Origin of the sequence: Ferribacterium limneticum (assembly GCF_020510585.1) — a bacterium.
Taxonomy (GTDB): Bacteria; Pseudomonadota; Gammaproteobacteria; order Burkholderiales; family Rhodocyclaceae; genus Azonexus.
The window spans coordinates 3527012-3546518 of sequence record NZ_CP075190.1 but is presented as its reverse complement, the minus strand read 5'-3'; the positions used below and the strand labels follow the sequence as shown (position 1 = coordinate 3546518).

Annotated in this window: 21 protein-coding genes and 1 pseudogene; 15 read left to right on the top strand and 7 right to left on the bottom strand. The window is 60.3% G+C overall.

All coding sequences use genetic code 11. The features are described 5' to 3' along the window. From KI613_RS16940 to KI613_RS16920, 5 genes are all read right to left on the bottom strand, one after another. Positions 1–1707, bottom strand: a complete 1707-nt coding sequence (locus KI613_RS16940) for a GspE/PulE family protein (RefSeq protein ID WP_226401517.1) — start codon at positions 1705–1707, stop codon at positions 1–3. Between the two features lie 7 nt (positions 1708–1714). Continuing rightward, the gene (locus tag KI613_RS16935; protein ID WP_226401516.1) at positions 1715–2968 is read right to left on the bottom strand and encodes a tetratricopeptide repeat protein; all 1254 of its coding nucleotides are present in this window, start codon (positions 2966–2968) and stop codon (positions 1715–1717) included. A gap of 9 nt (positions 2969–2977) precedes the next feature. Next, positions 2978–4768: a secretin N-terminal domain-containing protein gene (locus tag KI613_RS16930; RefSeq protein ID WP_226401515.1), complete on the bottom strand. Its 1791-nt coding sequence runs from the start codon at positions 4766–4768 to the stop codon at positions 2978–2980. A 104-nt stretch (positions 4769–4872) separates the two neighbouring features. After that, positions 4873–6252 carry an ExeA family protein gene (locus KI613_RS16925; RefSeq protein ID WP_226401514.1) on the bottom strand — a complete coding sequence of 460 codons (1380 nt, stop codon included), beginning with the start codon at positions 6250–6252 and terminating at the stop codon, positions 4873–4875. Next, positions 6249–7676: a sigma-54-dependent transcriptional regulator gene (locus KI613_RS16920; protein ID WP_226401512.1), complete on the bottom strand. Its 1428-nt coding sequence runs from the start codon at positions 7674–7676 to the stop codon at positions 6249–6251. Before KI613_RS16920 ends, KI613_RS16925 begins: the two co-directional genes overlap by 4 nt. A 99-nt stretch (positions 7677–7775) precedes the next feature. Between KI613_RS16920 and KI613_RS16915 the strand changes: the two genes are divergently transcribed. From KI613_RS16915 to KI613_RS16845, 15 genes and pseudogenes are all read left to right on the top strand, one after another. Next, entirely contained in the window at positions 7776–8588 is an 813-nt protein-coding gene (locus tag KI613_RS16915; RefSeq protein WP_226401511.1) for an ABC transporter ATP-binding protein, read from the top strand. Then, entirely contained in the window at positions 8581–9372 is a 792-nt protein-coding gene (gene mlaE, locus KI613_RS16910; RefSeq protein WP_226401510.1) for a lipid asymmetry maintenance ABC transporter permease subunit MlaE, read from the top strand. Before KI613_RS16915 ends, mlaE begins: the two co-directional genes overlap by 8 nt. Beyond that, positions 9372–9842 (top strand): outer membrane lipid asymmetry maintenance protein MlaD, encoded by a 471-nt coding sequence (gene mlaD, locus KI613_RS16905; protein WP_226401509.1) that lies wholly within the window; start codon positions 9372–9374, stop codon positions 9840–9842. The genes mlaE and mlaD overlap by 1 nt, the downstream gene beginning before the upstream one ends. A gap of 53 nt (positions 9843–9895) precedes the next feature. Then, entirely contained in the window at positions 9896–10564 is a 669-nt protein-coding gene (locus tag KI613_RS16900; RefSeq protein ID WP_226401508.1) for an MlaA family lipoprotein, read from the top strand. Positions 10565–10579: 15 nt separating this feature from the next. Beyond that, positions 10580–11194, top strand: a complete 615-nt coding sequence (locus KI613_RS16895; protein ID WP_226401507.1) for an MlaC/ttg2D family ABC transporter substrate-binding protein — start codon at positions 10580–10582, stop codon at positions 11192–11194. Continuing rightward, on the top strand, positions 11191–11472 hold the full coding sequence (locus tag KI613_RS16890; protein ID WP_226401506.1) for an STAS domain-containing protein: 282 nt from the start codon (positions 11191–11193) through the stop codon (positions 11470–11472). The genes KI613_RS16895 and KI613_RS16890 overlap by 4 nt, the downstream gene beginning before the upstream one ends. Before the next feature lie 10 nt (positions 11473–11482). Then, positions 11483–12169 (top strand): annotated as a pseudogene (locus tag KI613_RS16885) (ABC transporter ATP-binding protein); the annotation flags it as partial. 29 nt (positions 12170–12198) lie between these two features. Continuing rightward, positions 12199–12951, top strand: a complete 753-nt coding sequence (locus KI613_RS16880; RefSeq protein WP_226401505.1) for an ABC transporter permease — start codon at positions 12199–12201, stop codon at positions 12949–12951. Positions 12952–12953: 2 nt separating this feature from the next. Then, positions 12954–13199, top strand: coding sequence for a BolA family protein (locus KI613_RS16875; RefSeq protein ID WP_226401504.1), 246 nt, complete (start codon positions 12954–12956; stop codon positions 13197–13199). Beyond that, on the top strand, positions 13192–14445 hold the full coding sequence (gene murA / locus KI613_RS16870; RefSeq protein WP_226401503.1) for a UDP-N-acetylglucosamine 1-carboxyvinyltransferase: 1254 nt from the start codon (positions 13192–13194) through the stop codon (positions 14443–14445). The genes KI613_RS16875 and murA overlap by 8 nt, the downstream gene beginning before the upstream one ends. A 223-nt stretch (positions 14446–14668) precedes the next feature. Next, entirely contained in the window at positions 14669–14875 is a 207-nt protein-coding gene (locus KI613_RS16865) for a cold-shock protein (RefSeq protein ID WP_011289117.1), read from the top strand. Positions 14876–14987: 112 nt separating this feature from the next. Further along, entirely contained in the window at positions 14988–15632 is a 645-nt protein-coding gene (gene hisG, locus KI613_RS16860; protein ID WP_226401502.1) for an ATP phosphoribosyltransferase, read from the top strand. Positions 15633–15637: 5 nt separating this feature from the next. Next, positions 15638–16939: a histidinol dehydrogenase gene (hisD, locus tag KI613_RS16855; RefSeq protein WP_226401501.1), complete on the top strand. Its 1302-nt coding sequence runs from the start codon at positions 15638–15640 to the stop codon at positions 16937–16939. A gap of 67 nt (positions 16940–17006) precedes the next feature. Further along, entirely contained in the window at positions 17007–17516 is a 510-nt protein-coding gene (locus tag KI613_RS16850; protein ID WP_264181440.1) for a chromate transporter, read from the top strand. Continuing rightward, positions 17513–18031, top strand: coding sequence for a chromate transporter (locus tag KI613_RS16845; protein ID WP_226401487.1), 519 nt, complete (start codon positions 17513–17515; stop codon positions 18029–18031). The genes KI613_RS16850 and KI613_RS16845 overlap by 4 nt, the downstream gene beginning before the upstream one ends. A 5-nt stretch (positions 18032–18036) precedes the next feature. Here the strand turns inward: KI613_RS16845 and KI613_RS16840 are convergent, their stop codons facing one another. Both KI613_RS16840 and hisC read right to left on the bottom strand, forming a co-directional pair. Further along, positions 18037–18393 (bottom strand): CZB domain-containing protein, encoded by a 357-nt coding sequence (locus tag KI613_RS16840; RefSeq protein ID WP_226401485.1) that lies wholly within the window; start codon positions 18391–18393, stop codon positions 18037–18039. A gap of 14 nt (positions 18394–18407) precedes the next feature. Next, a complete protein-coding gene (hisC, locus tag KI613_RS16835; protein ID WP_226401483.1) occupies positions 18408–19499 on the bottom strand; it encodes a histidinol-phosphate transaminase in 1092 nt (363 codons plus the stop codon). Positions 19500–19507 lie beyond the last annotated feature (8 nt).

Here is a 19507-nt window from a genome sequence, read left to right as displayed (position 1 = left end):
CTACATCCGATCAGTCAGGTCGACGACGCGGGCCAGTTCTTCAAGCGAAGTCGTACCGTTCAGGACGCGGTGCATGCCGTCGTCGGCCAGCGTGGTGAAGCCTTGAAGCAGCGCTCGCGAGCGGATTTCGTGGGTGGTGGCGCGGCGGGCGATCAGTTCGTCGATGCCGGCGTCGATGCGCAGCAGTTCCATGATCGCGATGCGGCCGCGATAACCCTGAAAATCGCACAACTCGCAGCCGGTGGGCCGGAACAGCACCGGGCGCGGACCTTCGCCCAGTTCGCCGAGCAGCCGGATTTCATGTGGTTCGGCATGGTACGGTGACTTGCAGTGCTCGCACAGGCGGCGAATCAGGCGCTGGGCGATGATGCCGATGATGTTGCCGGCCATCACGTCGGGCAGCACGCCGATGTCGAGCAGGCGCGGCACGGCGCCGATGGCCGAATTGGTGTGCAGGGTCGTATATACCTGATGGCCGGTCATCGCGGCGCGGAAGGCCATTTCGGCCGTTTCGGCGTCACGTACCTCGCCGACCAGGATGACGTCCGGGTCCTGGCGCATCATCGAGCGAATGCCATTGGCGAAATCGAGCTTGGCCGTTTCCGAGACCGAGGTCTGGCGCACCATTGCCATCGGGTATTCGACCGGGTCTTCGAGGGTCATGATGTGAATGCCCTCGGAATTGATGTGGTTGAGCACCGAGTACAGTGTCGTCGTCTTGCCGCTGCCGGTCGGGCCGGTGACGAGGATGATGCCCTCGGGCCGCGAAATCATCAGCTTGAGCTGATGCAGGTGTTCCTCGGCCAGGCCCAGATTTTCCAGCGGGACAATGCCTTTTTGCCGGTCGAGAATGCGCAGGACGATGTTTTCGCCGTGAATGGTCGGCTGGCTGGCGACCCGGAAGTCGATCGGCCGGCCGGAAACCGTCAGGCTGATCCGGCCATCCTGCGGCGCCCGCATTTCGGCGATGTTCATCCCGGACAACACCTTGATGCGCACCGTCATCGCCGGCCAGTAGGACTTATGCAAGGCGCGAATCTGGCGCAGCATGCCGTCGATGCGATAGCGGATGCGCAGGAAATTGGCTTCGGGTTCGAAATGGATGTCCGAAGCCTCGCGCTTGACCGCGTCGGTGAGGATCGAGTCGATCAGGCGAACGACCGGCTGGCTGTACTCGTCATCGGTGGCCGACAGGCTCTGCCAGTCGATTTCACCGGTTTCGATCTCGTGCAGGATGCCGTCGATCGACAGTTCATGGCCGTAATACTGGTCGATGGCATGATCGATTTCCGATTCGCCGCCGAGCAGCGTTTCAATTTCGGTACCTTCTTCCAGTTGACCGCGGACACGGTCGAGACCAACGATGTCGTTGATGTCCGAAATGGCCAGCGTCAGCCGGCGGTTCGGGATGTCGTAGTCGAGCGGCAACAGGTGGTGGCGTTTGGCCAGGTCGCGAGGCACCAGCTTGAGGGCCTGCGGATCGACGACGGCGCGCGACAGGTCGATGCTTTGTTTGCCGAGATTTTCAGAGAGCGCCTGTCGCAGCGTGGCCTCGGTGACGAAGCCAAGAGATACCAGCAACTTGCCGATCGGCTGGTTCTGCTTCATCTGCTCGAGCAGCGCGATGCGCAACTGATCTTCCGACAGGATGCCTTCGGAAATCAGTATCTGGCCGAGTGGGCGGTGCTGGAGGGCGGAGGTGCTCATGGTGCGGTCAGCGCTGCGGCTCGGCTTGCAACTCGCCCAGCCGTTGTTGGACATTGTCGCGGGCAAAGCCGGCCGGGCGTTTCGTCGCCGCTTCCAGGGCCAGCCGGTAATGCTGGGCGGCGAGGCGCGATTGGCGCAGGTGATCGAGGCTGACCGCCAGATTGAACAGGTAGTCAGGGTTGTCGCCATCGGCAGCCACAGCATTGAAATAGACTTGCTGCGCCTCTGCCCAACGGCCTTGGCGAGAATACAGATTACCGAGCGCGAAATTGAGCGGCGCCGATTCGGGCTGGTTCGAGAGCAGCGACTTCAGGCGGCTTTCCGCGGTGGTCGGGTCGGCGTTGACCGACAGGTTGTTGAGGATGGCCGCCTGTGCCGCCGGATCGCTCGGGTTGGCGACCAGCGCCCGCTGGCGCAAGCCATCGGCATCGGCCGGGCGGCCCTGGCGATGGGCAATGGCAGCAAGGGCGAGCAGGGCATCGGTGTTGTTCGGATCGCGCTGCAGGGCCTGTTCGAACTCCCGGCGTGACTGCTCCGTTTCGCCGCGTTGCAGGCTGGCGTGACCGCGAGCGAGGTTGGCGTCAGGCTCCGGTTGGGTGCGCGTCAGGCGAATCTGGGGGGCGGCTTCGGTATCGCCATTGGTCGCCTGCATTTGTGCCGGGCGCGCCTCCCGACGCGGGAAAAGCGGTGCCGTGGCCGGTTCGGGAGCGGTTCCCACGGTCAACCGGGAAAAAGGGGCAAAATCCGAAGGCGGGGCGGGCTGAACTGCCGGTGCCGACCGGGGGGGCACTGGCTGGGCTGGTTGCGTCATTGCCGCAGGTGTGCCGGCGGTCAACGATCCACGGTTCATCGTATTCATCTGATACCAGACATAGCCACCGATGGCGATTCCAGCAACCCCAAGCGTACCCAATGCCAGCCAGAGCGGGAGCCGCGAAGGCGTGGCGGCGGGTTGTTTGGCGGCAAAGGCATTGCGCACGGCCTCGCGCTGTTCAGCCGGCCTGGCTTGCGGCGCCTCACTGGTTTGGGGGGCGGCCGGGCGGGGCTCGGGAAGCGCCGAACTGGCCAGTTCGGCGTCGACTGCCGCCAAGTGTGAGGCAAGGTCCGGCAGCGGATTGGCGGCGCCTTTGGCCGGTTCCGATGCAATCGGTTCCAGGCTGAGCAGGTCGCTGGCCGTTGGCAACGTCCCGCCCTGCGAGTTGCGGGCCGATTCCTGCTTGGCATTTTCCGCCCGTCGCAGGGCATCCATCAGCAGGCTCATGCCCAGCCCTCAGCGGCTCGGAGTGATATTGAAGGGCTGTGCTTCATTCGGCTGAGCGAAAAAATTCTGTCCGGGCAGGTGGTCGCGCAACGCGGCGTAGTCACCGTCAAGGCTGGCGTCCTTGATGACGACGGGGCGCAGGAAGATGACCAGTTCCGTCTTCTGGGCTGCGTTGTTCCGGTTATTGACCAATTCGCCGGCCAACGGGATTTGTCCGAGCAGCGGAACGCGCTGGTTCTGGTAGTCGATCTTGTCTTCCATCAATCCGCCGAGAATGGCGATGTTGCCGCTGGCAACACGCATCACCGATTCAATCTCGCGGGTGCGGATGACGGGGACGAGGTTGCTGATGCCATTTTTCTTGAGGTCGGGGTTGGGATCCGGAACTTCGCGAGCTACCGTTGTGATGGTGGGGCGGACGTTAAGCGTCACGGCGTCGCCATCGCTGATTTGCGGCGTAACGCTGACGACGAGTCCGACTGAAACTGACTGGGGTGTGGTCGTGTAGGTCGTTGTCGTGCCAACGTTGGCGGTCGTCGTTGTGTCGGCTTTGACGCTGAAGTACACATAGTTTTCGACGACTTTCAGCAGGGCAGTCTGATTGTTCATGACAGAGACCCGCGGGCTTGAAAGCACTTTGGTGGTTCCGAAGGTGTCCAGCATCGTAATCAGAGCGTTTGGATTGCCATCTCTTGTGTAGCTTAGGTTGAATGCATTCTTGGTGAGCGCGTCACCAAGGAAGTTTAGCGTCCCGCCGCCAGCCAGTTGTGTCCAGTTAACACCTTGCTGGTAGCCATCCTTGAGCGTGACTTCGACGATAGTCGCCTCTATCAGTACCTGCTTCCTTGCTGAGTTGCTGACCCGATCCACAAACTCCTGAATCCGATCATGCTGCCGCTGGGTGGCGCGCACCGTGATGACGCCGCTTTCTGCGTTCATGATGACCGATGCCGCTTCCCGGAAGGTGCTGCGGCGCTCAATGGAGGTGCCGGTCGCCTGGCTGGCCGAGTTCGGATTCGGGTTGGTTTGCAGCGCATTGGCAATCGACTGAGCGGCTCGTTGCCCGATTCCCTGGGGTAGAGCAGCGGCACCGGTGGCGGCTTGCGCGGTGGATTTTTCAATGACGGTTTCGCTCGATCCTTCCGGGAAAACCTTGTCGGTTTCGCGCAGGATGTCCTTGATGTTCTTTTCCAGCGACTCCCAGAACTGATTGCGGGAGGTGTTTTCAATGCGCGTGTTGGAAATGTTTCCACCACCGCCGGTGGCGGGCGCGCTGGTATTGCCTGTGCCGCCTGTGGTGCCGGTGGCAATCTGGGTGTTGGTCGAGACCGTGCCCGTGACATTACGCGCCATGTTCACGTAGTCGACTTTGTAATGCTTCAGGAATGGTGAGTCGGGCATGACGGCGAGGTTGGGGCCATCCAGTTCGAAGCGCATGTCGACTTGCTTGGAAATCCGGGTCAGTAGCTGCGGCAAGGTTTGGTCGATGGCATTCAGCGTGACCGTGCCGGTGATGCCGGGGTGAATGTCGACGTTGACCTTGGCGTCGCGGGCCAGGGCGAAGAGCAGGTCGCGAACCGGAACGTTATTGACGACGACGCTGTAGGTTTCTGCCTTGCGGGTGGTGCGCGGCTTGGGCAGGGCGAGAGTTTGCTGGACCGGGGCAGGAATGTTGGCAGAGGCTGCCGGCTCCGTACTGTTCGTGTTTAGATGCCCCTTCAGCGGTTCGCGCGGGGTGGGCGCCGCGCAGGCGGCCAGCAGGAAAGAAGCGAGCGTTACACTGATGAAACCGATTTTCATCGGGTTTTGCCTTGTCTGAGCTGGGTGGTCACCGGTTATGGTGTATCTCTATGATGCTAGCACGTAAATTGGCGCGGCAACACGGTTTGGAGCATGCTGATCGGCTAACGTAATTTGCTGACCTGCCTTGGAAATGGCTGCGCTGCCTTGATCGACTCCGGCAGGCTCTGCATGGCTTCAACCGCTTCTTCGCGGCTCGCGTAATCACCAAAAATCACGCCGACCCGATCCCTTCCGGAAAGACTGGAACGGTAGGCGCGAATTTGTGATGGGTCGAGCACGGTGTTGGCTCGGGCAAGGAAGCCTTCGATCTGGCCAGTCTGGGAAGCGTCAGTGGCCAGCAATTGAATGAAGTAATGATTGTTGGGGGCGTCCTCAATCCACTGGTCGTATTGCCCAAAATGCTGGCGAGTAAGGGGGGCGAAGCGGATTTTGTCCGGGCTGGCAGGCTGGCCTTGTGTTTCGCTGCGCAATGTCACCGGTTGCAGTCGCTTCCCGGGCTGGGCCGTCTGGTTGGCTTGCGGGGTCAAAGCCAGTGTGCTGTTCGGGTCGGCCTCCCTGAAGACGCTGGGCGAGGTGCCAATCAACAGAGCGGCGAGCAGGACGACGGCGCTGGCGCCAGCAGCCCCCCAAAGCAGAGGCTTCGGGTTGAAGGAGGCTTTTGGTTTGAGCGGTGAAAACCGTGCATCCTGTGCTGCGAGTTTGATCTCGTTGCCGCTTACCTGATGGGTGCCTCTGGAGTAGGCAGCAAGCAGGGCCTTGTCGGCAAGTATATTGATGCGGCGCGACAGCCCCTCTGAGGCCTTGGCGATCATCGTCACCGCTTCGGCCGTGAATGGGTTGGGGCCGTGATAGCCGGCGGCGCGCAGGCGAAACTCGATGTAGGCGGCAACGTCGTCCTGCTTGAGTGGTGCCAGGTTGAAGTGCTGGGTGATGCGCTCGCGTAACTGGCGCATGTCTGTGGCGGCCAGTCGCTCATCCAGTTCGGGCTGGGCGAAGAGCGCGATTTGCAGGAGTTTCGCGGCTTTGGACTCGAGGTTGGAAAGCAGGCGGATTTCCTCGAGCGATTCGGCGGGCATCGCGTGCGCTTCGTCGATCAGCAATACCACGCGCTTGCCCTCGGCATAACGCGCGATGAGCGCATCCTGCAAGGCGCGGATCAAAGAGTGCGTGGCCTTGCCGTCGGTCGGAATGCCGAGTTCATCGGCTATGGCGCCGAGGATTTCCTGCCGTGAGAGCGACGGATTTGCCAGGTAAAGCGTCTCGACATTCTCAGGCAGGCGCTCGAGCAGCATCCGGCAGAGCATGGTCTTGCCGCTACCGACTTCGCCGGTGACCTTGACGATGCCTTCGTCCTGGGTGATGGCATAGATCAGGGCGTCGAGCGTTGGGCCGCGGTTTGCGCCGGTAAAGAAAAAATCGGTGTGCGGCGTAATGCGAAACGGTGGCTCGCGCAGGCCGAAGTGGTCGAGGTAAAGGCTCATCGGCGGGTCCAGCTTTCCATGCGGTTATAGAGTGTCGTGCGGTTGATGCCCAGACGGCGGGCGGCTTCGCTCATGTTGCCGGCGCTAAGTTCGATGGCCGCCTCGATATAGCCGCGTTGCCACAGTTCGAGCGTGGCGTCCAGGTTGAGCGGCGATGCTTTTTCGAGGTGCCGGCGGGCGGCTTGCTTGACCTCTTCGAGGTCGCCGGCAACAAGCATGGCGGTGCCCGTCGCTGGCTCTGGGGTGTCGAAATGGTCGAACTCGGCGCGCAACTGCTCGGCGGTGACTGTCTGCCCAGGGTAGCGAGCACTAAGCCGAATGGTGATGTTGCGCAGCTCGCGGACGTTGCCCGGAAAACCGTAGTCCAGCCAGAGGGACTGGGCTGGAGCAGCAAGCTGAAAGGGTTCGGTGCGAACGCTGGCGGCACAGCTCTTGCGAAAGTGCTCAAGCAGCAGCAGCCGGTCCAGTCCCGTTTCACGCAGCGGTGGAACTGTTACGGTGAATACTGAAAGACGGTGAAAAAGGTCAGCCCGGAATCTGCCTGCCCGCATTTCCTGGCGCAGGTCGCGATTGGTTGCGGCCACGATACGTGCTGTGGAAACCCGGGTTTGCGTTTCGCCAACGCGCTGGTATTCCCCATTTTCGAGAACGCGCAGCAGTTTTGGTTGCAAATCGAGTGGCAATTCGCCAATTTCATCAAGGAACAGTGTTCCGCTGTCGGCGTCTTCAAAATAACCGGATTTGGCGCTTGTGGCGCCGGTAAAGGCGCCTTTGGCGTAGCCAAAAAGAGTTGGCTCAAGCAGCGTTGGCGATATGGCCGCGCAGTTCAAGGCAAGAAAAGGCTTGTCATGGCGCTCGGTCAGGCGGTGCAGGTAGTGGCTGGCAACGATATCCTTGCCACTGCCCGACTCGCCTTCGATCAATACCGGATAGGCCAGGTTGGCATATTGGCCGAGTTGCAGGCGAAGGCGCTGCATGGGCAGGCTTTCACCGATTAGCCCACCTGCCTGAGCGGTCTGGGGCTCGTTGCCAAAACGCAGTGCCTGGCGGAAAAGTTCTGTCAGGCGGCTGGGGTCACATGGTTTGGCCACAAAGTCGACCGCGCCCAGCGTGCGCGCATGGCGGGCATTACCCTCGTCACTTTGGCCTGAAAGGACGATGATTTTCATCTCGGGCGACAGGGCCAGCAGATCGCCGATCAGGGCAAATCCCTCGTCGGGGCGGTGAGGGAGCGGGGGGAGGCCAAGGTCGACCAAGGCAAGCTGAGGCGGTTGCCTGAGTTGCCGGAGCAAGGCCAGGGCATGCCCTCGGGATTGACTTGTGAGAACGTCATACTCCTGCGCGAAGGCGAAACCGAGCGATTCGCTGATGAGCGAATCATCGTCGACAATCAACAAGAGTGGCTTGGCTGATGGCAAGAGCACCGCATTCCATGTGAAATTTTACCGATTATAGCCTCGTCGTTTCCCGGTGATGGTGGGGCTTTCTGCTAAAATCGTCCGACTTTTTCCAAGGGATATGCTTTGTCCGACGACATCCTTGTCGATATCGAAGAGCTCGAATTTGCCTACGATGGCCAGCCGGTGCTGCAGGGAATCAACATGAAGATTCTGCGCGGCAAGGTGGTGGCCATCATGGGCGGTTCCGGTTGTGGCAAGACGACGCTGCTGCGCTGCATCGGCGGCCAGTTACGGCCGACCGGCGGGCGCGTTCGTCTGGAAAAGCATCAGGTGTGCGAAATGTCGGAGGCGGAGTTGTATCGTTTGCGTCGCCGGATGGGCATGCTCTTTCAGTTTGGCGCCTTGTTTACCGACATGACCGTATTCGAAAATGTCGCTTTTCCGATGCGCGAACATACCGATATGTCGGATGAAATGATCCGCGATCTGGTGCTCATGAAGCTCGAGGCGGTAGGTTTGCGCGGCGCTCACAAGCTGATGCCGGGGGCCCTGTCCGGCGGCATGGCCCGGCGGGTGGCGCTGGCCCGCGCGCTGGCACTTGACCCGATGCTGGTGATGTACGACGAGCCATTTACCGGACTCGACCCGATTGCGCTGGGCGTCATCGGTCAGTTGATCCGCAAATTGAACGATGCTTTGGGCGCAACCTCGATCATGGTGACCCACGATATTCAGGAGTCACTGCTGATCGTCGACTACATCTATTTCATGAACGGCGGGCGCGTGGTTGCCGAAGGGACGCCGGACGAGATCCGTGCTTCGACCGACCCCTTCGTTCATCAGTTCGTTCATGCGGCACCGGATGGCCCCGTCCATTTTGACTATCCCGCCCTGTCGGTGCGCGACGAGTTTCTGGGCGCGGCTGCGCATGTTTGACCCGATTTCCATTATTCGGCAACTGGGCCACGCGACGGTTGAGCGCATTTGGCGGCTTGGCTTCGCTACGCGCTTCCTGTGGGCCGTGCTGATGCATTCGGGTTCTTCCTTCCGTCGCCTGCCGCTGACCTTGCGCGAAATTTATTTCAGTGGCGTGCTGTCGTTGCTGATCATTATGGTCTCAGGGCTGTTTGTTGGACTGGTACTCGGTCTGCAAGGGTATGAAATCCTGCAGCGTTTCGGCTCCACCGAGGCGCTGGGAACCCTGGTTGCCTTGTCGCTGACTCGTGAATTGGGACCGGTTCTGGCCGCCATCTTCTTTGCTTCACGGGCTGGTTCGTCGGTAACTGCGGAAATTGGCCTGATGAAGGCAACCGAGCAACTGAAAGCGATGGACATGATGGCCGTCAATCCCATTGCTCGAGTCGTGGCGCCACGTTTCTGGGGCGGCGTTGTCTCGATGCCGCTGCTGGCCGCCATATTTTCCGCCATGGGCGTTCTTGGCGGATGGTTGATCGGCGTCATCGTCATCGGTGTCGATGACGGCTCCTACTGGTCGCAGATGCAGGCCAGCGTCGATTTTCGCTATGACATCTGGAATGGTGTGGTGAAAAGTTTTGTCTTTGGGATTGCCGTTTCGCTGATTGCCGTTTTTGAAGGTTATGACTCGGTGCCAACGGCCGAGGGTGTTTCGCGCGCCATTACGCGCACCGTGGTGACTTCAGTGCTGACTGTTCTGGCGCTGGATTTTGTCCTAACCTCGTTCATGTTCCGGGGAGCCTGATGAATCGTACTGTTCTCGACCTGTGGGTCGGTTTTTTTGTGGCAATCGGACTTGCTGCCCTGCTTTTTCTGTCGCTCAAGGTGGGGAACCTGTCGTCGTCACATTTGTCAGAATCATACGTTTTGAAGGCCAAGTTTGATAATATTGGAGGCCTGAAGGTGCGTGGTCCGGTAAAAAGTGCAGGGGTGGTGGTCGGGCGGATAGTCGATATCCAGTTCGATTCGGCGACCTACGAAGCGGTGGTCAGCATGACGATCGACGGGCGCTACCAATTCCCGAAAGACACCTTTGCGTCGATCAATACGGCGGGGCTACTCGGCGAACAGTACGTCGGGTTCGACGCGGGCGGTGATGAAAAGATGTTGTCGGCCGGTGATACGATTGCCAAGACGCAATCAGCAGTTGTTCTCGAAAAATTGATAAGCCAGTTTTTATTCAGCAAGGCAGCGGACGGACAGGACAAGAAATGACGGACTATTTTTGCGCATCGGCAGTGCGTGGGGCCCAACGCTCGGTTATAGGCTTGCTAGCCATCGCATTTGCCTGTTCCGGTGCAGTGGCTGACGGAAATCCTATTGATCCCTATGAGGCTTTCAACCGCCCGATGTTTGTGGTCAACGAGGCTATCGACAAATATGCTGCCAAGCCGGTTGCTCAGGTCTATGACAACGCTGTTCCGTTGCCGGTCAAGGCCAGCGTCGGCAATTTCTTCGGCAATGCCGGCGATCTGTGGGTTGGCGTCAATAGCGCCTTGCAGGGGAAGTTTGGCGATGCGGGCATTGACTTGGGGCGTTTGCTGATCAATTCGACGGTCGGTATTTTCGGCATGTTCGATGTCGCCAGCGAATTGGGCCTGGAGCGGCATGATGAAGATTTTGGTCAGACCCTGGCTGTCTGGGGGGTGGGCGGTGGTGGTTACCTGTTCTGGCCGGTGATCGGCCCGCGCAATGTGCGCGATACGGTCGGTTTCGCTGTTGGTACCTATGCCGATCCGGTGGTGTACGTGCGCCCGGTGTCGGTGCGCAACAGCATGGCGGCGCTGCGTTTTGTCGACGTCCGCGCCAGTTTGTTGCCCTCCGACAAGGTGGTCGAAGAGGCGGCGCTGGATAAGTATGCTTATATTCGTGACGCTTATCTGCAGCGCCGCAACAACCAGATTTTTGACGGTCGCCCGCCGCGTCTGGAAGACTAATTACTCACCTAAGAAATGATGAAAAAACTATTTGCCTTGTTTTTTGCCGGATTCGTTGTCAGTGCGGCCTATGCCCAGGAGGCGCCGGATGTGCTGGTGCAGCGCGTCACCGACGATGTGCTGGAGATTATTCGCAAGGACAAGGATATTCAGAACGGCGATACGCACAAGGTCATTGAGCTGGTCGACAAGAAGGTGCTGCCGCACTTCAATTTTTCACACATGACCGCGCTGGCGCTCGGCAAGGAATGGCGCAAGGCCAGCCCGCAGCAGCAGCAGCAGTTGACCGCTGAGTTCAAGACGCTGCTGGTGCGCACTTACGCCAACGCCTTGACTGGTTACAAGAATCAGAAAGTGGTCTACAAGCCGGTCAAAATGGCGCCGACAGATTCTGACGTGTTGGTCCGGACCGAGGTGCTACAGCCCGGCAACAAGCCGGTTCAGCTTGATTACAGCCTGGAGAAACTGGAGTCGGGCTGGAAGGTCTACGATGTGGTGGTGGCCGGCATCAGTCTGGTCACCAACTATCGCGACCAGTTCGGCCAGGAAGTGCGCAACGGCGGCATTGATGGCCTGATCGCTTCGGTGGCAGCCAAGAACAAGTCTCTGGAAGCCAACTCGAAGAAATGATCGAACGTGAAATGGGGCGCCTTGTCATCAAGGTGCCGCTGGTGATGACCAATGCGCGCGGCCTGCTCGAAGCAGGCCGTTCTGCTTTGCAGCCGGGTGAGCAAGTCTTTGATTTTTCTGAAGTGACCGAGGCCGACTCGTCGGCGCTCGCGGTCATGCTCGGCTGGTTGCGCGCTGCGGAAATCTCACGGTCAACCGTAAAATTTGCCCAAATTCCAAATGGTGTTGTTTCGCTGGCTGAGCTGTATGGCGTAACCGACCTGTTGCCTCTCGCCTGAGGGGCTTCTCATGATTCCTGCCGTTTCCATCGTTGACGTCGTCAAGCATTTCGGTTCGCTGCAAGCGCTGGCCGGGGTGTCGCTCGATATCGAGCAGGGCGAGTTTTTCGGCCTGCTCGGTCCGAATGGTGCCGGCAAGACGACGCTGATTTCCTCGCTGGCCGGGCTGATTCGTCCGGATTCCGGGACGATCAAGGTGATGGGTCACGATGTTATCCGCGACTTTCGCGAGGCGCGTCGCTTGCTCGGTGTCGTGCCCCAGGAACTGGTTTTCGACCCCTTCTTCAATGTCCGCGAAACGCTGCGTATCCAGTCCGGCTATTTCGGCATCCGCAAGAACGATGACTGGATAGACGAAATCCTGGAACACCTCGATCTGACGAGCAAGGCCAATGTCAATATGCGCCGGCTGTCCGGCGGTATGAAGCGGCGCGTGCTGGTGGCGCAGGCTTTGGTGCACAAGCCGCCGGTCATCGTCCTCGACGAGCCGACTGCCGGTGTCGACGTCGAATTGCGTCAGGGCCTGTGGCAGTTCATTCGCCGCCTCAATGGCGAAGGCCATACGATCATTCTGACGACGCATTACCTCGAAGAGGCCGAAGCGCTGTGCAACCGCATCGCGCTCATGAAGCAGGGGCGGGTGATTGCGCTGGACACCACGGCCAACCTCATGGCGGCCTATCCGGGCGCTTCCCTGGAGCAGGTTTTTGTGCGGACCATGCAGCAATGATCGGTTTCCTGACCCTGTTCGAAAAAGAGTTCCTGCGTTTCTGGAAAGTCAGTTTCCAGACAGTTGCCGCGCCGGTGCTGACAGCCTTGCTCTACCTGCTGATTTTCGGCCATGTACTCGACGAACATGTGCAGGTGCACGGGGTGCGTTACATCAGCTTTCTGGTGCCCGGTCTGGTCATGATGCAGGTATTACAGAATGCCTTTGCCAACTCGTCATCAAGCCTGATCCAGGCCAAGATAACCGGCTCGATTGTGTTTGTTTTGCTACCACCGATTCCGTATAGCGCCTTCTTCGCGGCCTACGTGCTGGCCGCCGTGGCGCGTGGCTTGCTGGTCGGCATCGGCGTCTTGCTGGCGACTGTATGGTTTGCCGAACTGAAGGTCGTTGCGCCGTGGTGGACGCTGGTTTTCGCACTGTTTGGTGGCGGCCTGTTCGCGGCGCTGGGCATGATTGCCGGCATCTGGTCCGAGAAGTTCGATCAGCTGGCGGCTTTCCAGAATTTCCTGATCATGCCGCTGACCATGTTGTCCGGCGTTTTCTACTCGATTTACACTTTGCCCACATTCTGGCAGGGGCTGTCGCATTACAATCCCGTTTTTTACATGATTGACGGCTTCCGTTATGGCTTTTTCGGCGTCTCCGACGTGGCACCGGAAACCAGTCTGGCGGTTGTCGTTACCTGCTTCGTCGCCGTGTCCATGCTGACGCTGCGCCTTCTGAAGCGGGGCTGGAAGTTGAGAGGCTGAACATGATGCATCCTGAACAAATCAAGCAACTGATACTCGCCGGCATGGCCTGCGAACACCTCGAACTCGATGGTGACGGCCAGCATTTCATGGCGACCGTGGTGAGCAATGAGTTTGCCGGCAAGAGCCGCGTGCAGCGTCAGCAGCATGTGAACAAAATACTGAAGGAAAAATTCGACTCCGGCGAGTTGCATGCCTTGTCCTTCAAAACATTGACACCCGAAGAGTGGAGCGCGCAGCGTGGATAAGTTGTTGATTGAAGGGGGCAAGGTCCTCTCCGGGGAAGTGGCCATGTCCGGCGCCAAGAATGCCGCATTGCCGATTCTCTGCGCCTCGCTGCTGACCTCCGACCCGCTGCACCTGACCAATGTGCCGCACCTAAACGACATCTCGACGATGCTGCGCCTGCTCGGCGACATGGGCGTCGGCGTGACGATGGATGGCGTCGATGGCATGGAGCTCAACGGTGGCGGCCTGACCAATGCGGTCGCCTCGTACGAAATGGTCAAGACCATGCGTGCCTCGATTCTCGTGCTCGGCCCGCTGGTCGCGCGTTGCGGTGAGGCTCGCGTTTCCCTGCCCGGTGGCTGCGCCATCGGTGCCCGGCCGGTTGATCAGCACATCAAAGGCCTGCAGGCAATGGGCGCCGAGGTCAAGGTTGAGCAGGGCTACGTGCATGCCAAGGCGACCCGCCTGAAGGGCGCCCGCATTTGTACCGACATGGTTACCGTGACCGGCACCGAAAATCTCATGATGGCGGCCTGTCTGGCCGAAGGCGAGACGATCATCGAAAATGCGGCGCGTGAGCCGGAAGTGGTTGATCTGGCCAACTGTCTGGTATCGATGGGCGCCCGTATTTCCGGCGCCGGCACCGACGTCATTCGCATCCAGGGCGTCGACAAGCTGCACGGCGCAACGCATGCCATCATGCCGGACCGTATCGAAACCGGTACTTATCTGTGTGCCGCCGCCGCGACGGGCGGCGATATCCGCCTGCTCAAGACCTCGGCCGCCTATCTTGATACCGTGGTCGACAAACTCATGGACGCCGGCTGTGAAATTACCGTCGAACGCGATGCCATTCGTCTCGTGGCACCGCAGCGCCTAAAGGCGGTGAGCCTGCGCACGGCGCCGTATCCAGCCTTTCCGACCGACATGCAGGCGCAGTTCATGGCCATCAACTGTATTGCCGACGGTGTGGCAACGATTCGCGAGACCATTTTCGAAAACCGCTTCATGCATGTGAACGAGCTGATGCGTCTCGGTGCCAACATCCAGATCGAAGGCAACAATGCCATCGTGCGTGGAGTTGATCACCTGGAAGGTGCGACGGTCATGGCGACCGACCTGCGCGCTTCGGCATCGCTGGTAATCGCCGGCCTTGTCGCCCAGGGCGAGACGGTCATTGACCGGATCTATCACCTGGATCGCGGCTACGAACGCATCGAGGAAAAGCTCGCCAAGCTCGGCGCTTCGGTCAGGCGCGTCAATTAACCGGGTGTCGTTGGGGCATTGAAATTTGCAACTTTCTGCGTTCCTCTGCAGAAAGTTGCAAAAAAGGCTTGGCGTATTCCAAATGCTGGCCCATACTCTGAGCCTCGGGATTTCCAGGCAGTGTTTTGTTCCTGCGCCGTACCACGGTTTGTCAGCTCTCCTCGGTCTTGGTTCTCGTGTTTTTGTGGCGCAAGCCCGTATTTTTATTTTAGGAAGCTATCAAATGGCAAACGGTACCGTTAAGTGGTTCAACGACTCCAAGGGTTTTGGTTTTATCTCCCCGTCCGAAGGTGGTGAAGACCTCTTCGCTCACTTCTCTGCAATTCAAGGCAACGGTTTCAAGACCCTGGCCGAAAACCAGAAAGTGACCTTCGATGTCGTGAACGGCCCGAAGGGCAAGCAGGCTGCAAACATCCGCCCGGCTGAATAAGCTCGCGGAGTCGCCTGACTCAAAGAAAGCCCGGCTTGCCGGGCTTTTTGCTTTTGTGGCCGGCCGTTTTGCGGCTTTGCGGTAAAATCATTCTTTTGCCACGAGATATACCGTGACCGGCATCACCATTGCACTCTCCAAGGGCCGCATTTTCGACGAAACCCTGCCGCTGCTCGCAGCAGCCGGCATCGTCCCGAGCGAAAACCCCGAAACCTCCCGCAAGCTGATCATTGATACGAACAACCCGGATGTGCGCGTCGTCATCGTTCGCGCCTCCGATGTGCCGACTTATGTCCAGTACGGCGCCGCCGACCTCGGTGTGACCGGCAAGGACGTGCTGATCGAGCATGGCGGTGAAGGTCTTTACGCACCGCTGGATCTGAAGATTGCCAAGTGCCGGATGATGGTCGCCGTGCCGGAAGGCTTCGACTACGCCAAGGCTGTGCGTCAGGGCAATCGTCTGAAAGTGGCGAGCAAATACACCAAGATCGCGCGCGAACATTTTGCCAGCAAGGGCGTCCATATCGACCTGATCAAGCTGTATGGTTCGATGGAGTTGGCGCCGCTCGCTGGTTTGGCCGATGCCATCGTCGATCTGGTGTCGACCGGAGGTACGCTGAAGGCCAACAAGCTGGTCGCGGTGGAGCATATCGTCGATATTTCGAGCCGGCTGGTGGTCAACCAGGCCTCGCTCAAGGTCAAGCGCGACACCCTGCAACCGATCATTGACGCCTTTGCCCGGGCGGTGGAGAAATAAAGCTTATGGTCGCGATCAAACGTCTTTCCACGGTCGACGCCGATTTCAAGGCAAAAATGGATGCGCTGCTCGCTTTCGAGGCGGCGCAGGATGAGGGCGTCGAGCGTACGGTCATCGGCATTCTGGCCGACGTGAAGGCGCGTGGCGACGCGGCTGTCGTCGAGTACAGCAACAAGTTCGACCGCTTGTCGGTCGGCGGCATGGCTGATCTGGAATTGTCGAAGGCCGAGATGCAGAAGGCGCTCGACAGTCTGCCGGCCGAGCAACGTCAGGCGCTGGAGGCTGCCGCGCACCGCGTTCGTGTCTATCACGAGAAGCAGCGGCTGGACGGCTGGTCCTACACCGAAGCCGACGGCACCACGCTCGGCCAGATGATCACGCCGCTCGATCGCGTCGGGCTCTATGTGCCGGGTGGCAAGGCGGCTTATCCGTCTTCCGTGCTGATGAACGCGATTCCGGCCAAGGTGGCCGGCGTCAAGGAATTGATCATGGTCGTCCCGACGCCGGGCGGCGAGCATAACCAGCTGGTGCTGGCGGCGGCCTGTCTGGCCGGCGTCGACCGCGTGTTCACCATCGGTGGCGCCCAGGCGGTTGGGGCGCTGGCTTATGGTACGGCGAGCATTCCACAGGTCGACAAGATCGTCGGTCCGGGTAACGCCTACGTGGCCTGCGCCAAGCGTCGGGTCTTCGGCATCGTCGGCATCGACATGATTGCCGGCCCGTCGGAAATTCTGGTTGTCTCGGATGGTTCCGGCAATCCGGACTGGGTAGCGATGGATTTGTTCTCGCAGGCCGAGCACGACGAACTGGCGCAGTCGATCCTGATCTGTACCGACGCCGGCTATATCGAAAAGGTTCAGGCGAGCATCGAAAAGCTGCTGCCGACCATGCCGCGGCGTCAAGTGATCGAAACGTCGCTGACCAACCGCGGCGCTTTCATTCTCGTGCGCGACCTCGAAGAAGCGGTCGCCATCGCCAATCGCGTGGCGCCGGAACACCTCGAGCTGTCGCTGGCCGATCCCGATCCGTGGGTCAGCAAGATCCACCATGCCGGCGCCATTTTCATCGGTCATTACACCTCGGAGTCGCTTGGTGACTACTGTGCCGGCCCGAACCACGTGTTGCCGACTTCCGGCAGTGCGCGTTTCTCTTCGCCGCTTGGCGTCTATGACTTCCAGAAGCGGACCAGCCTGATCAAGGTATCGAAGGCCGGGGCGCAGACCCTGGGTCGGATTGCGTCGACGCTGGCGCATGGTGAAGGCCTGCCGGCGCACGCCAGGTCGGCTGAATTCCGACTCGAAAATTGAGTGAAATTTCCGGTTGACCGTGGAATCTTCTGAATCGCCAAGCCGCCCGGACCTCCGGGCGCTTTTTTTGGGTTTTTCTTCCGTCGGCCTGTCCGGCTTTGGCGGTGTGCTGCCCTTTGCCCGCCGCATGCTGGTCGAGGAACGGCGCTGGATGACGGCCGAGGAGTTCAATGCCCAGCTCGGCCTCTGCCAGTTTTTGCCCGGGCCGAATGTGGTCAATCTGGCCGTCGTCGTCGGCAAGCGCTACTGCGGCCTGCCCGGCGCCATCGTCGCGCCGATCGGCCTGCTCGCCGGGCCGTTCGCCATCGTCCTGCTGCTCGCCTTGCTCTATGACCGCTACGGTAGCCTGCCGCTGGCCCAGTCGATGCTGCGCGGCATCGCCGCCGTCGGTTGCGGCCTGCTCTTCGCGATGGCCTGGCGCATGGGTTCGGCGATCAAGGACAAGCCGTTTTTCCTGCCCTTCACGGCGTTGACCGTCGCCGCGATTGCCGGTCTGCGCTGGCCGATGCCTATCGTCATGGTCGCCGGGCTGGTCCTCTCCGGCGGCGTCGCGTACTGGCGGCTGGGGCGTAAATGATCGTCGTCGAACTCTTCCTCGAATTCGCGCTGCTCTCTTTCGTCGCTTTCGGTGGCGCGACGGCGCTGCTGCCGGAAATGCATCGCGTTGTCGTCGAAAACCACCACTGGCTGGACGACCAGACCTTCACGCATCTCTACGCCATCGCCCAGGCGGCGCCCGGGCCGAACGTCCTGGTAGTGACACTGATCGGCTGGGAGATCGGCGGCCTGCTCGGCGCGCTGGCGTCGACGGTGGCCATGTGTCTGCCGATGAGCGTGCTGATTTATTTGCTGATTGACCGCTGGGAAAGTTTTGCCGGCAAGCGCTGGCAAAAGGCGATTAGCCTCGGTGTGGCACCGCTGGCGGTCGGGCTGATCTTTTCCGGCGCGACGTTGATCGCGCAGGCGGCGGCTTTCGGTTGGATGACCTGGCTGCTGGTGGCGGCGACCGTGGTGGCCAACCTGCGGACAAAGCTGCATCCGCTGTGGTTTATCGGGGTTGGCGCCGGCCTCGGTCTGCTCGGCCTGGTTTAGCGCCCCTAGCTACGGGCGTCGCGCTGCAGGGCGCGCAGTTCGTCGAACAGATTGGCCAGGCGATGCGACTCGTCGGATAGCTCTGGCAGCATGAGGTCGGCGGCGTCGGCCATGCCGTTGCTACTCAGTTCCTGAATCTCGCCGGCGAGGGCGTGAAAGCGGGTGTGGGCCTTGATCAGCGCCTGGAATTGCGGGAGGGCGCGCGAAGTGTCATCGGCGGCGGCGATGGCGTAGCCGAACATGCAGCCCTGATGGTCGGACAGCGGCATGTCGGCGTAGCTGCCGCGGGCGAAGGCGTTCATGAACTGCCGGCGCCAGGTGTTGTGCAGGCGGATGGCTTCGTCGAAATCGATACCTTGCATCGTTGTGCCCCTTCCTAAGCCAGAATGCCTTGCAGCGTTTGGGTCAGCGCCTGGCATTCGGTGTCGGTGCCGACGGTGATGCGCAGGAACTGGTCGATACGCGGCAGCTTGAAGTGGCGGACGATGATGCTCTTGTCGCGCAGGGCCTTGGCCAATTCGGCCGCGTCGCGCTGTGGGTGGCGGGCGAAGATGAAATTGGCGGCCGAGGGCAGCACTTCGAAGCCGAGGCTGCGCAGGTCGGCCGTCAGCGTGTCGCGGGTGGCGATCACGGCGCGGCAGCATTGCTCGAAATAGACCTCGTCTTCCATGGCGGCGACGGCGCCGACGATGGCCAGGCGGTCCAGCGGATAGGAGTTGAAGCTGTTCTTGACGCGCTCCAGCGCCTCGATCAGGGCCGGGTGGCCGACCGCGAAGCCGACGCGCAGACCGGCCAGCGAACGCGATTTGGACAGCGTATGGATGACGAGCAGGTTGTCGTAGCGGTCGACGAGAGTGATGGCCGTTTCACCGCCGAAATCGACGTAGGCTTCATCGACCACGACGACGACATCCGGATTGGCCTTGAGGATCTGCTCGATGGCGTCGAGTGCTAGCAGGCGGCCGGTCGGCGCATTCGGATTGGGAAAGATGATGCCGCCGATTTCATTTTTGGCGCTTTTTTCCGGTTGACCGTGGAAGTCGTCCGGATTGATCGAAAAGTCGTCGGCCAGCGGCACGGTGCGGTAATCGATGCCGTACAGGCCGCAATACACTGGGTAGAAGCTGTAGGTGATGTCCGGGAACAGGATCGGCGCCTCGTGCTTGAGCAGGGCCATGAAAACATGGGCCAGCACTTCGTCCGAGCCGTTGCCGATGAAGACATGTTGCGCGGTTACGCCGTGGCGCTTGGCCACCGCCGCCTTGAGCAGATCGGCGTTAGGGTCCGGGTAGAGGCGCAGGCGGGCCGCATCGTCGCCAAGCTCGGCCTGGATCGCCGCCAGCACCTTGGGCGAAGGCGGAAACGGGTTCTCGTTGGTGTTGAGCTTGATCAGATTGCTGATCTTCGGCTGTTCGCCGGGTACATAGGGGGTCAGGCCGCCAACGACGGCACTCCAGAACTTGCTCATGGGAAGAT

Excerpts from the sequence above, each read along its gene's own strand:
- KI613_RS16940 (WP_226401517.1), bottom strand. The coding sequence starts at position 1,707 with ATGAGCACCTCCGCCCTCCAGCACCGCCCACTCGGCCAGATACTGATT.
- hisC (WP_226401483.1), bottom strand. The coding sequence starts at position 19,499 with ATGAGCAAGTTCTGGAGTGCCGTCGTTGGCGGCCTGACCCCCTATGTA.
- mlaE (WP_226401510.1), top strand. The coding sequence starts at position 8,581 with ATGTTTGACCCGATTTCCATTATTCGGCAACTGGGCCACGCGACGGTT.
- KI613_RS16890 (WP_226401506.1), top strand. The coding sequence starts at position 11,191 with ATGATCGAACGTGAAATGGGGCGCCTTGTCATCAAGGTGCCGCTGGTG.
- KI613_RS16930 (WP_226401515.1), bottom strand. The coding sequence starts at position 4,768 with ATGAAAATCGGTTTCATCAGTGTAACGCTCGCTTCTTTCCTGCTGGCC.
- KI613_RS16935 (WP_226401516.1), bottom strand. The coding sequence starts at position 2,968 with ATGAGCCTGCTGATGGATGCCCTGCGACGGGCGGAAAATGCCAAGCAG.
- KI613_RS16865 (WP_011289117.1), top strand. The coding sequence starts at position 14,669 with ATGGCAAACGGTACCGTTAAGTGGTTCAACGACTCCAAGGGTTTTGGT.
- KI613_RS16895 (WP_226401507.1), top strand. The coding sequence starts at position 10,580 with ATGATGAAAAAACTATTTGCCTTGTTTTTTGCCGGATTCGTTGTCAGT.
- KI613_RS16840 (WP_226401485.1), bottom strand. The coding sequence starts at position 18,393 with ATGCAAGGTATCGATTTCGACGAAGCCATCCGCCTGCACAACACCTGG.
- mlaD (WP_226401509.1), top strand. The coding sequence starts at position 9,372 with ATGAATCGTACTGTTCTCGACCTGTGGGTCGGTTTTTTTGTGGCAATC.
- KI613_RS16880 (WP_226401505.1), top strand. The coding sequence starts at position 12,199 with ATGATCGGTTTCCTGACCCTGTTCGAAAAAGAGTTCCTGCGTTTCTGG.
- hisD (WP_226401501.1), top strand. The coding sequence starts at position 15,638 with ATGGTCGCGATCAAACGTCTTTCCACGGTCGACGCCGATTTCAAGGCA.
- KI613_RS16845 (WP_226401487.1), top strand. The coding sequence starts at position 17,513 with ATGATCGTCGTCGAACTCTTCCTCGAATTCGCGCTGCTCTCTTTCGTC.
- KI613_RS16875 (WP_226401504.1), top strand. The coding sequence starts at position 12,954 with ATGATGCATCCTGAACAAATCAAGCAACTGATACTCGCCGGCATGGCC.
- KI613_RS16925 (WP_226401514.1), bottom strand. The coding sequence starts at position 6,252 with ATGAGCCTTTACCTCGACCACTTCGGCCTGCGCGAGCCACCGTTTCGC.